The sequence below is a fragment of the Pseudosporangium ferrugineum genome (assembly GCF_003002065.1).
Taxonomy (GTDB): domain Bacteria; phylum Actinomycetota; class Actinomycetes; order Mycobacteriales; family Micromonosporaceae; genus Actinoplanes; species Actinoplanes ferrugineus_A.
Window position 1 is genome coordinate 334,880 of record NZ_PVZG01000002.1, and the last position, 11,553, is coordinate 346,432.

Genomic DNA, 11,553 nt, shown 5'->3' on the forward strand with positions numbered 1-11,553 from the left:
TCACATCCGGAAGACGCCGAAGGCGTCGGTGCCGTGGACGGGTGCGGTATGGATCGCGGACAGGGCCACGCCGAGGACGTCGCGGGTGTCGCGCGGGTCGATGATGCCGTCGTCGTACACGAGCCCGGACAGCACCACGGGCATCGCCTCGGCGGAGATCTGCCGCTCGATCGCCCGGCGCACCATCTGCGCGCCGTCCTCGTCGAACGGCTTGCCCTGGGCCAGGGCGGATGCCTTCGACACCATGTAGGTGACGTCGGCGAGCTGCTGCGCCCCCATCACCGAGGAGCGGGCGCTCGGCCACGAGAACACGAACCGGGGGTCGTACGCCCGCCCGCACATGCCGTAGTGGCCGGCCCCGTACGAGTTGCCGACCAGCAGCGACAGGTGCGGGACCGTCGAGTTCGACACCGCGTTGATCATCATGGCGCCGTGCTTGATGATGCCGCCCTGCTCGTACTCCCGGCCGACCATGTAGCCGGTGGTGTTGTGCAGGAACAGCAGGGGCGTGTGGGACCGGTTCGCGAGCTGGATGAACTGGGCGGCCTTCTGCGACTCGGCGCTGAACAGCACCCCGCGGGCGTTGGCCAGGATGCCGATCGGGTAGCCGTGCAGCTGCGCCCAGCCGGTCACCAGCGAGCTGCCGTACCGCGGCTTGACCTCGTCGAAGTCGCTGTCGTCGGCGATCCGGGCGATGATCTCGCGGGGGTCGAACGGCGCCTTCAGGTCCGGCGGCACGATGCTCAGCAGCTCGTCGGCGGCGTAGCGGGGCGGCCGGGGCGAGGCGGTCGCCGGCCCGCCGGCCTTGCGCCAGTTCAGCCGGGCGACGATGCGCCGCCCGATCCGGATGGCGTCCTGCTCGTCCAGCGCGTAGTGGTCGGCGAGGCCGGAGACCCGCGCGTGCATGTCCGCGCCGCCCAGCGACTCGTCGTCGGACTCCTCGCCGGTCGCCGCCCGCACCAGCGGGGGGCCGGCGAGGAACACCTTGGACCGTTTCTCGATCATCACCACGTGGTCGCTCATCCCCGGCAGGTACGCCCCGCCGGCGGTCGACGTGCCGAAGACCAGCGCGATCGTCGGGATCCCGGCGGCGGACAGGCGGGTGAGGTTGCGGAAGACCGCGCCCCCGGGGATGAAGACCTCCTTCTGGGTGGGCAGGTCGGCGCCGCCGGACTCGACCAGGCTGATCACCGGGAGCCGGTTCTGCAGCGCGATCTCGTGCATCCGCAGCGTCTTGCGCAGCGACCAGGGGTTGCTCGCGCCGCCCTTCACCGTCGGATCGTTGGCGACCAGCAGGCACTCCACGCCGCTGACCACCCCGATGCCGGCCACGACGCTGCCGCCGACCGTGAACGGCGAGCCGTAGCCGGCCAGCGCGGCCAGCTCCAGGAACGGCGAATCGAGGTCGAGCAGCAGTTCGATGCGCTCCCGGGCGGTCAGCCTGCCGCGGGCATGGTGCCGGGCGACCGCCTTCTCCCCGCCGCCGGCCACGGCCCGGGCGGTCTCGGCGCCGACGGCGGCCAGCGCCTCGAGCATCGCCTCCCGGGCGGCGCGGGCCTCCGGCGCCGCCGGGTCGAGCGCGGACCTCAATATCGTCACAGTGCTCCCTCCAGCAGTGCTTCCGGGATCGGCACGAGCCGCGAGCGCAGCCATTCGCCGAGCCCCTTGGCCTGCGGGTCGAACCGCCCCTGATAGGCGACGCCCAGCCCCAGCAGCCCCTCGACGACGATGTTGACGGCCAGGATCCCCGGCAGCCGGGTGATCCGCAGCGGCAGCCCGCGGGTCTCCGGCAGCAGCTCCCGCACGGTCTCCTCGGTCAGCAGGGCCGACAGCCAGGGGTACGCGGCCTCGTCGCGCACCCACACCCCGACGTTCGCGTCCCCGCCCTTGTCGCCCGACCGAGCCCCGGCCAGCGTGCCGAGCGGCAGCCGGCGCACCGGTGAGCCGCCGGGCGCCGGGGCGGGACCGGGGCCGGTCAGCGGCGCGAGCGGCCGGGTGAGCGGCGGCGGGCCGATCGCCTCGGCGCTGCCGTCGGGCAGCACCACCTCGTGCGCCGGCGCGGCCTGCGGCACGGAGCCGGCCGTGAAGACACCGTACGGGTGAGCGTTGCCGGGCGGCGTCGTGGCGAAGAAGCCCGGGTACGAGCCCAGCGCCAGCTCGACGGCCGCGCCGCTGAACGCCCGCCCGGCCACCCGCGGATCGGGGTCCCGGGCGACGGCGGTGAGCAGGGCGGACGCCTGCTGCTGGGTGGGCGCGTCCGCGGTGTCGAGCCGGGCCAGGCTCCAGACCAGCTCCGCCGGCACCGTATGCAGGGACGCCTCGAACTGGCGCCGGAACAGCGCGGCCTTGGCCTCGACGTCCAGCCCGGTCAGCACCACGGTCAGCTCGTTGCGGTGGCCGCCGATCGAGGTGCACGAGACCTTCAGCTCCGGCGGTGGGGGCTCGCCGCGTACGCCTGCGATCTCGACCCGGTCCGGGCCCGCCTGCCGCAACGACACCGTGTCGAGGCGGGTGGTGACGTCCGGCCCCGCATAGCGTGCGTCGCCCACCTCGTACACGAGCTGGGCGGTGACCGTGCCGACCGTGACCGCGCCGCCGGTGCCGGGGTGCTTGGTGATGACGCTGGTGCCGTCGCGGTGGATCTCGGCGATGGGGAAGCCGGGGTGCAGCGGGTCGGCGACCTCGGTGAAGAACGCGTAGTTGCCGCCGGTGGCCTGGGTGCCGCACTCGATCACGTGGCCGGCCACGGTGGCCCCGGCGAGCGCGTCGAGGTCGGTGCGTGCCCAGCCGAAGTGCGCGATCGCCGGCCCGACGGCCAGCGAGGCGTCGGTGACCCGGCCGGTGACGACCAGGTCGGCCCCGGCGGCCAGGGCGCGGGCTATCCCGAAGGCGCCGAGGTACGCGTGCGCGCCGAGCGGTGAGCCCAGGCCGAGCTCGGCCGCCCGGCCGGTCAGGTCGTCGCCGCGCACGAGGGCGATCCTGGGGGAGAGGCCCAGCTCCCGGACGGCCGCCACCAGGCCCTCCGGGTTGACGCCGCCGGCGTTGCTGACGATGCGCACGCCCCGGTCGAGCGCCAGCCGCAGGCAGTCGCGCAGCTGGGTGAGGAACGTGCGCGCGTAGCCGGCCGACGGATCCGACGCCCGGTCCCGGGCCAGGATCAGCATGGTCAGCTCGGCGAGGTAGTCGCCGGTCAGCACGTCCAGCTCGCCGCCCTCGAGCATCTCGCGCATGGCGGACAGCCGGTCGCCGTAGAACCCGGAGCAGTTGCCGACCCGCAGCGGACCGGGGTCGGAAATGCGGCTCATGCCCGCTGACACTGGCACAGCGGGCAAAAACAAGCAAGCGCGCTTGTTTCTCCGGCCGGCGTTTCGCTACCGTCGGCGGATGCGCCTCAACGATGACCACCGCGCCTTCTCCGACAGCGTCCGCCGGTTCGTCGACGCCGAGGTGAACCCGCACGTCGACGCGTGGGAGGCGGCCGGGCGGGTGCCGCTGCACGACCTGTTCCCCAAGGCCGCGGCGCTCGGCCTGCTCGGCCTCGAATACGACCCGGCGTACGGCGGCGAGGGCGCGGACGCGAGCTTCCAGCTGGTCGCCGCCGAGGAGTACGGCCGGATGCACGCGAGCGGCGTCGGGATGGCCCTCGGCGTCCAGGCGATGATGGCGACGCCGTCGCTGCACGAGTACGGCACCGAGGAGCTGAAGCAGCGCTACCTCGCCCCGGCCGTCGCCGGCACCGCGGTCACCGCCATCGCCGTGACCGAGCCGGACACCGGATCGGACGTGTCCCGCCTGCGCACCCGCGCGGTCCGCGACGGCGACGACTGGGTCATCAGCGGCCGCAAGGTCTACATCACCAACGGTGCCCAGGCCGACTGGGTGTGCCTGCTCGCCCGGACGTCCGACGAGGGCGGCTACCGCGGCATGTCGCAGATCGTCGTGCCTACCGCCACGCCCGGCTTCGGCGTGGCCCGGACCTTCGAGAAGCTCGGCAACCGCTGCTCCGACACCGCCGAACTGGTGCTCGACGAGGTGCGCGTGCCGGTCGCCAACACCATCGGGGAGATCGGCCGCGGCTTCCAGCAGCAGATGCGGCAGTTCGTGACCGAGCGCCTCTTCGCCGCGTACACCACCGTCGGGCAGTGCCAGTACGCCCTCGAGCGCACCCGGGCGTTCGCCCGCGACCGTACGGTCTTCGGCAGCCCGCTCGCCGACCGCCAGTACGTCACCTTCCGCCTCACCGAGCTCCAGGCGGAGGTGGACCTGCTCCGCAGCCACAACCTGATCACCTGCGAGGCCCTGATGGCCGGCGAGGACGTCACCCGCCTCGCCACCGTCGCCAAGCTCAAGGCGGGCCGCCTGGTCCGCGAGGTGGCCGACTGGTGCCTTCAGTTCCACGGCGGCATGGGCTACCTGGAGGAGACCTGGACGGCCCGCATGCTCCGCGACACCCGGCTGGTCTCCATCGGCGCGGGCGCCGACGAGGTGATGCTCCAGGTCCTCGCCCGCCTCGACGGCCTGCCCGCCTGAGCTCAGGACGGCAGGGTTCGTCTGCGGTCGGACGGGATGCCGCGGGAGGGGGCCTTCGGCAGGAACCAGACCGGGTTCCCGGCGCCCACCAGGCGGTTGTCGGCGAGGCGGACCTGGGTGCGTACGTAGGCGCCGGGGCCCGGGCGCACCTTCACCCGGAAGCCGGCCGCCGGGACCGACCCGGCCGGGACACGCTGGACCGACACCGACGGGGCCAGCTTGCGGGTGCCGGCCCGGTCCGCCGCGCCCGTCACGATCTCCAGGACCGAGCCGGCCGGGAGGGAGGTCGCCACCGCGTCGACCTTCACCGTCGCGGCCCTGGTGACGTGGACGGCGCCCATCGCCGGGCGGCCGCCGGCGAGCAGGTCCAGGGAGCCGCGGTAGTAGAGCGGGTCGACGAACCAGGCGGCGCCGCGGCGCAGGGCGGCGACGACGTCGCCGCGGCGGCGCGACGGGGCCCAGGCGTACGTGAGGAAGCGTTCCGGGCCGGCCAGCCAGTCGACGCCGTCGTGCTCGTCGCTGGCGCCCACCGCGGTGAAGAAGAGGGCGTTGCGGGCCGCCACGTCGTAGACCCACAGCAGGTCCTCCTGCGGCTCGCGGCCGATCTCGACGAGGTCCGCGCCGAGCTTGTGCCGCTCGATCATCAGGCGGGCCAGGCCCTCGCGGGTCTCGACGTCCATCGGGTGGTTCCAGCAGACGATGCCGCCGTGGCCGTGCAGCCAGTCGATCATCTTCGCCGCCGCCGCCGGGTCGTCGTCGCGGGCCGGGGGTGACGGGAAGGGCGGCAGGGTCTGGTCGCCGCCGTACCAGTTCAGGTGGCGTACCAGGGAGATCTCGTACGCCCGGTACTGCTTGACGTCCTCGTACTCGCCGGCGTAGTGCTCCAGCACCTCGGCCCGCAGTTCCTCGCCGCCCTGGCCGGCCCGGCGCTCGCGGCGGAGGACGAGCCGGTCGACGACGAACCCGGCCTGCCGTCCCGGGCCCGCGGACACGCCGATCCGCAGGCCGCGCATGCTGTTGTCCGGGGCGACCAGTTCGGGCCAGAGCCGGGCGATGTCCTCGACGAGCCGCAGCGACAGGCGGGTCCAGGTGCCCGCCGGCGCCGGCACGTCGACGATCCCGAGCAGACCGAGAGTCGTGTACGCCGGCTGCCCCGCCCCGCCGACGCGGTACCGCAGCACGTACTCGCCGGCCGGCTGCTGACCCCGCGCCGGGTGGTACGACAGCTTCATCTGCACCAGCAGCACCGCGTCCGGACCGGCCTGCTCGGGCAACACGTCCAGCTCGAGCACCGTGTCCGCCACGCACGTGTGGTACGCCGAGTTCCACGCGGACCCCGCCTGCCACAGGATCCCGCCCGCGGAGGCGGCGCCGAGCGCGGTCAGCCGCATCGCCCGCCCGGAGTCGCCGGGCGCGGCCGGCGCGGGGACGAACGTGACGACCGCGTTCGCCAGCACCCCCTCGGTCTGCGGCGTCCAGGTCCAGGCCAGGCCCTTCTCGAGCTCGGTGGCGCCGTCGAAGTGCACCTTCCTGCGGTGGTCGTGCGCGGCGACGCGCCAGTCGTGGTCGGTCCACCACACCAGGTCGACGCCGAGCCGGCGGGCCTGCTGCAGGTGCGCCTCGTAGCTGGCGCCGCCCTCGCTGAACGGCCCGTGCAGGTGCATCGCCATGCTGACCGGCCGCAGCGGCTCCCCGCCCGCGGCGGCCGGGTCACCACCGGCGACGGACAGGCCCGCGCCGGTCGCGGCGGCGGCGAGCACGGTACGGCGAGCGACGGGTCGATGCTCGGACATGACTCCTCCGTGACGTACCCGGCGGAAAGGCCTACGCCCTACGACTGTGCCGCCCCGGCCCACGTCCGAGAGGACATCCCGCGAACTGCCGCGAACGGTCCGCATCTGTGCTAAACGCCTGCGGCACCCCGGCATCGCCCGGCCGACGTAGGATTCCGGTCCGAGGCCCGCACACCCGGAGGATCCGCTTGGCTGCACGAGTTCGCCGACGGCTCTGCTCCGGTGCCGTCGCCGCGGTCCTGCTGAGCGCCGCGCCCGCCCTGTCGGCCTGCAATCCGCCCGCCCCGGTCGCGGACGCGACGCCGACCGTCGCCGCCTCCGCCCCGGCGAGCCCGTCCGGGACGCCGTCCGCCGTACCGCCGGCCGTCGCCAGGCCGAAGGTGAGCCGGGCCGCGCTGGCCTACTTCTTCAAGATCGCCCTGGGTGCCGAGTACGGCGACGAGCTCAGCGTGGTCGTCCGCTGGACGAAACCGGTGGTGACCGTCCGCACCGACGGCACGGTCAGCGCCGCCAGCCGCGACTGCCTCGAGCGGGTCGTCGCGGACTTCAACGCGCTGAGCGCCACCACGAAGTTGCGGCTGACCGGCGGCGGCACCGCCGACATCCGCATGTTCTTCGGTCCCGTCTCGCGCTTCCGGGCGGTCGAGCCGGCGTACGTCCGCGACAACGACGGGTTCTTCTCGGTCAAGTGGGCCGGCGACCACGCCATCACCGCGGGCACGGTGCTGATCCGCACCGCGGGCATCGGCGCGACCGTGCGCTGCCACCTCATCCGCGAGGAGCTCACCCAGAGCATGGGCCTGATGCGCGACGCCGACGACTACCCGGACAGCGTCTTCTACGGGCGCTACTGGGCGACCCCGACGCGCTACTCCCGGCTCGACGAGAAACTGATCAGGCTCCTGTACGGCGGAGCGGTGCACCCGGGCGACGGGCGGGACGCCGTCACCCGCGCGGTCATCGTGTCGTAGGAGCCGCGCGCAGCTCCGCCTGGTAACGCCCCGGCGTCTGGCCCACCACGGCCGTGAACGCGTCGATGAAGCTGGACGGGTTGGACCACCCGCACGCGGTCGCGGTCTCGGTGACCGACCGCCCGTCGGTGAGGTGGATCAGCGCGTGGTGGATCCGCAGGACCGTGCGCCACCGGTGGAAGCTCATGCCCAGTTCGGTGTGGAACAGCCGGCTCAGGGTGCGCTCGCTCGCGCCGGCCGAGCGCCCCAGCTCGGCCAGCGTGGTGTTCCGCGCGGGGTCGGTGTGCAGCAGGTCGGTGACGGCGCGCAGCCGGTCGTCGTGGGGCTCGGGCAGGTGCAGCGAGTGCTCGGGGGCCTCGGTGAGCTCGTCGAGCACGACCGCCCGGAGCCGTTCGTACGCCCCGGGGCGCTCCAGCGAGAGCGCGCTGCCGGCGATCCTCGCGATCCTGGAAGGCGGCGACCTGCCCGCCGAGGTCTTCGTCGAGGTGCCCACCGCCGCGGATGTGCGTACCGGCATCGCCACACCGGCCGGCACGACGATCCACTGGCTGCCCCGCGACGAACCCGCCGCCCGTCCGGGAACGCTCGCGCTGCGGGCCGTCCGCGACCTGACCCTGCGCCCCGGGCCCTTCTACGCCTGGGCCGCGGGGGAGTCGGCCCTCGCCACCGGCGTCCGCCGCCACCTCGTCGGCGACCGCGGCGTCCCCCGCTCGGACGTGGCGTTCCTCGGCTACTGGAAGCACGGACGGGCCAGCGCCGGCTGACGCCTGTCCATACCCGACGGTGGCAAATCGCCTGCCCGTGTTTGCGCGAACTTCCGTACTCCCCGGCCGCCCGTCGTTGCTTGGATGGGCCTGACTCCCCGCCCCGGGGGAGTCGGAGGGGGTTCCCGTGCACATGAGACTGAAGACGCTCGGTGCGGCCGTAGCGGCAAGCCTGGTCCTCACGGCCGGTGCGGTCGCTCCGGCCCGGCCGGCCCAGGCCTCCATCGTCAACTGGTTCGAAGTGATCATCACCGCGGTGTCGACGCTCGCGGCGAACAGCGGCGGGGGCGGCAACGACGCCCAGCTCGAGGCCGCCAAGCAGCAGATCATCCACGCGGTGGAGAGCTCGAAGCAGGAGATCCTCGCCCACATCGACGCCATCGCCGCCGCCGACGTCGAGGCGTGCACCCAGTCCGCGGTCACCAAGTTCGCCCAGATCGACAGCATGCCGGGCAGCCTGCTCGGCCCGTTCGTCAACGGGGCGGTCGACTGCGCCCATCTCTCCAGCTCCTACTTCAACACCGTGCAGAGCCTCCCGGCGGCCGACAACATCGGCAAGCTCATGGGGGTCATCTACGCGATCGCGATGACCGGCTTCGCCAAGTACGGCCTCAGCACCCGGTCCCTGCTCGGCAACCTGATCACCGGGTACGAGGCCGTCGCCGTGAAGATGAAACCGACCCGCTGCGGCATGCAGGACGCGCTGCAGGACAACGAGGTGCGCCCGCGTCCCGGCGACCCGATGTACTGGATCGTCTGGTGCGAGGCGTACAACGGCGACCTCGCCAACACGACGTACAACACGATCTTCCCCGCTTCCCCGACCGAGGCGGACTTCGACGCGGTGCGGCTGCAGGCGGGCCGGAACACCTCCTACGCCACGGCCGTCCACGCCCTGCCGGCGCTGCGCGCGGCGTAGCGGCCCCGAGATCCGAGGAGAAGACAGTGCGAAAGGCGGGACTCCTGCGGCGTGGCCTCACCGCCGCCGCGGCCGGCCTGGCCCTGACCGGGGCGGCCGTGGCCGCCGCCCCGGCACCGGCCCGGGCCGACGCCACCTACGAGACGTTCATCCAGTTCTTCATCAGCGCGTACGACAAGGGCAGCGACGGCAGCTACTCGGTGGCCGAGATCAACGAGCTGATCCAGCAGGTGATCGGCGCCGTCAACGGGGCGAAGAGCGACGTGCTCGACCGCCTCGACGATCAGCTGACCAGCGAGCTGCGCGGCAAGGCCGAGGCCGCCGTCACGAAGGTCGAGCTGCTGCGGGTGCCGTGGCTCGCCGGGCCCGCGATCAACAGCACGCACGACGCGGCGTACTCGGCCAAGGCCCACCTCACCACGGTCGCCGCCGACGACGGCGCCCTGGACGCCGTGGGTCGCGCGATGATCGTGCTCTTCGCCGAGCTGAACGCCGCCTACCTCATGGTGGACGCCGACGAGGGCACCAACCTCGCGGCCGGCCAGCGCCCGTACCTGCGCCAGGGCCTCGAGCAGCTCATCCGCGAGATGCAGCCCGACTGCGCCCGCAACAGCCTGCCCAGCGCGGGCTACGTCTCCTACGTCTGCGAGTTCGACGGCCGGACCGTGCGCGCGGAGTACTGGGCGGGCAGCGACTCGTACACCATCGACGGCAGCGCCCCGATCCCCGGGCAGATCGACCCGGGCCTGGTCGAGGACTACACGATGGCGCGCACCGTCCTGCCGGACGCGGAGCGGTTGCTCGCCGAACTGATCCGGGAAGGGGTCCGGCTCCCATGAAGAGCAGCCTGAGCAGGGTCGTCGTGGCCGCGGTGGCCGCGATCGTCATCACCGTCAGCGGCACCGCACGACCCGTCCAGGCGTCCGTCGCGCAGTGGGCCGCGGTGGTCGTCAGCGTGGTGCAGTCGCTGTCCGGCGGTGATGGCGGGCTGGAGCGGGCGAAGCGGGAGATCATCGCCGCGGTCGAGAACTCCAAGCAGGAGATCCTCGATCACATCGACGCCATCGCCGCCGCCGACGTGGAGGCCTGCACCCAGGCCGCCGTCACGAAGGTCGCCCAGATCGACAGCATGCCGGGCAGCCTGCTGGGGCCGTTCGTCAACGGGGCGGTCGACTGCGCGTACCTGTCCACGTCCTACTTCAACGCCGTGCAGGGTCTTCCGGCGGCCGACAACATCGGCAAGCTGATGGGGGTCATCTACTCCATCGCGATGGTCGGGTACGCCAAGTACGGCCTCTCCACCACCGCGCTGCTCGACAGCCTCGTCGGCGGTTACCACGCGGTCGTGGCGCGGCTGGTGCCGGCCTGCTCGCACGACTGGATGTTCGACGACAACCCGCGGCACATCTACGAGGTCACCGTCACGTGCCAGCTCTACCCGGGCATCGTCGGCACCGACACCATGCTCAAGGGCTGGCTGCCGGGACGCCCCGAGCCGGCGATCCCGTACACCGCGGCGATCGCCGCGGTGGACGCTCAGACGAGCCGCGGCGTGGCGATCGCTGCCCTGCCACAGCTGCTGGCGGCTCGCGGCTGACACCGGTCAGCCGCTGCGGAGGCCGAGCCGGCGCAGGACCCCTGCGACCCGTTGCCGCTCCTCGGCCATGAACGCGGCGAAGCCGGCGCCGTCCAGGTAGGCGCCGGTCCAGCCGAAGCGGGCCCGGGCCTGTTCCCACGGCGCCGATCGCGCCACCGTCGCGACGAGGGTGCGCAGCCGCGTCACGGCGTCCGGGGGCAGGCCGGGCGGTGCCACGATGCCCCGCCAGTTGTCGAGGACCACGTCCAGGCCGGCCGCGCGTACGGTCGGGGCCGGCACCTGGGGCACCGGCCGCCCGCTGGTCACCGCCAGGGCCCGTAGCTGCCCGGAGCCGAGCTGGCCCGCGTACTCGCCGAGCCCGGACATCGCGAACGCGACCTCGCCGCCGAGCAGCGCCGCGAGCAGGTCCCCGCCGCCGTCGTGGCGCCGGTACGCCACCCGGGCCGGTGCCAGCCCGGCCGCCTCGGCGAGCAGCATCGCCGCCAGGTGGTCCGGGCCGCCCGCCGAGGAACCGCCGCCCACCGGCACGCCCGCGGGATCCGCCCGCCACGCGCCGACGAGGGCGTCCAGCGACCCGTACGGTGAATCCCGCCGCACCACGAGGATCGACGGCTCCTGCACGAGCCGGGCGACCGCCGTGGTGTCCCGCAGGCCCGCCGCGGCGCCGGCGGTGATCTCCGCCCCGACCAGGCCGAGGCCCATCAGCATGAGCAGGCGCGGGTTGCCGCGCTCGTACGCGAGCCGCCGCAGCCCGACCGTGCCGCTGCCGCCGGGCAGGTTGAACACCTCCACGCCGGGGGCGATGCCGGCCGTCTCCAGCGCGGTCGCCAGCACCCGGGCCGTCAGGTCGTACCCGCTGCCCGGCGGGTTGGGCACCATGATCCGCAGGTCGTCCGGCGGCCCGCCGCACCCCGTCAGGGCAGCCGCCAGCGCGCCGCCGAGAAGGGTGCGCCGCCGCATCCGCACAGTCTGGCGCAGC

11 protein-coding genes are annotated in these 11,553 nt (G+C 73.5%); 6 read left to right on the forward strand and 5 right to left on the reverse strand.

From position 1 onward, the window contains the following. Both CLV70_RS05730 and CLV70_RS05735 read right to left on the reverse strand, forming a co-directional pair. Window positions 1-1,599, reverse strand: coding sequence for an acyl-CoA carboxylase subunit beta (locus CLV70_RS05730; RefSeq protein ID WP_106125305.1), 1,599 nt, complete (start codon window positions 1,597-1,599; stop codon window positions 1-3). Beyond that, entirely contained in the window at window positions 1,596-3,305 is a 1,710-nt protein-coding gene (locus CLV70_RS05735; RefSeq protein ID WP_211303647.1) for an acyclic terpene utilization AtuA family protein, read from the reverse strand. The genes CLV70_RS05730 and CLV70_RS05735 overlap by 4 nt, the downstream gene beginning before the upstream one ends. A 79-nt stretch (window positions 3,306-3,384) precedes the next feature. Between CLV70_RS05735 and CLV70_RS05740 the strand changes: the two genes are divergently transcribed. Next, the gene (locus CLV70_RS05740) at window positions 3,385-4,530 is read left to right on the forward strand and encodes an acyl-CoA dehydrogenase family protein (protein WP_106125306.1); all 1,146 of its coding nucleotides are present in this window, start codon (window positions 3,385-3,387) and stop codon (window positions 4,528-4,530) included. Window positions 4,531-4,532: 2 nt separating this feature from the next. On the opposite strand, the gene CLV70_RS05745 is transcribed toward CLV70_RS05740, so the two are convergent. Beyond that, entirely contained in the window at window positions 4,533-6,323 is a 1,791-nt protein-coding gene (locus CLV70_RS05745) for a CehA/McbA family metallohydrolase domain-containing protein (protein WP_146163967.1), read from the reverse strand. A 188-nt stretch (window positions 6,324-6,511) separates the two neighbouring features. On the opposite strand from CLV70_RS05745, the gene CLV70_RS05750 reads away from it, so the two are divergent. Continuing rightward, window positions 6,512-7,294, forward strand: a complete 783-nt coding sequence (locus tag CLV70_RS05750) for a DUF2927 domain-containing protein (RefSeq protein ID WP_106125308.1) — start codon at window positions 6,512-6,514, stop codon at window positions 7,292-7,294. Here the strand turns inward: CLV70_RS05750 and CLV70_RS05755 are convergent. Continuing rightward, window positions 7,281-7,670, reverse strand: coding sequence for a helix-turn-helix domain-containing protein (locus CLV70_RS05755; protein WP_245908042.1), 390 nt, complete (start codon window positions 7,668-7,670; stop codon window positions 7,281-7,283). The two genes, CLV70_RS05750 and CLV70_RS05755, sit on opposite strands and share 14 nt — an antisense overlap. Here CLV70_RS05755 and CLV70_RS05760 point away from each other — a divergent pair. From CLV70_RS05760 to CLV70_RS05775, 4 genes are all read left to right on the forward strand, one after another. Beyond that, complete coding sequence (locus CLV70_RS05760; protein ID WP_106125309.1) at window positions 7,654-8,058, forward strand: siderophore-interacting protein; 405 nt, start codon at window positions 7,654-7,656, stop codon at window positions 8,056-8,058. The genes CLV70_RS05755 and CLV70_RS05760 overlap by 17 nt on opposite strands. A 133-nt stretch (window positions 8,059-8,191) precedes the next feature. Then, window positions 8,192-8,977, forward strand: a complete 786-nt coding sequence (locus CLV70_RS05765; protein WP_106125310.1) for a hypothetical protein — start codon at window positions 8,192-8,194, stop codon at window positions 8,975-8,977. Between the two features lie 26 nt (window positions 8,978-9,003). Continuing rightward, window positions 9,004-9,816, forward strand: a complete 813-nt coding sequence (locus tag CLV70_RS05770) for a hypothetical protein (protein ID WP_106125311.1) — start codon at window positions 9,004-9,006, stop codon at window positions 9,814-9,816. Beyond that, window positions 9,813-10,574, forward strand: a complete 762-nt coding sequence (locus tag CLV70_RS05775) for a hypothetical protein (RefSeq protein WP_106125312.1) — start codon at window positions 9,813-9,815, stop codon at window positions 10,572-10,574. Before CLV70_RS05770 ends, CLV70_RS05775 begins: the two co-directional genes overlap by 4 nt. 6 nt (window positions 10,575-10,580) lie before the next feature. Here CLV70_RS05775 and CLV70_RS05780 read toward each other — a convergent pair whose 3' ends face one another. Continuing rightward, window positions 10,581-11,534 carry a Bug family tripartite tricarboxylate transporter substrate binding protein gene (locus CLV70_RS05780; protein ID WP_106125313.1) on the reverse strand — a complete coding sequence of 318 codons (954 nt, stop codon included), beginning with the start codon at window positions 11,532-11,534 and terminating at the stop codon, window positions 10,581-10,583. Window positions 11,535-11,553 lie beyond the last annotated feature (19 nt).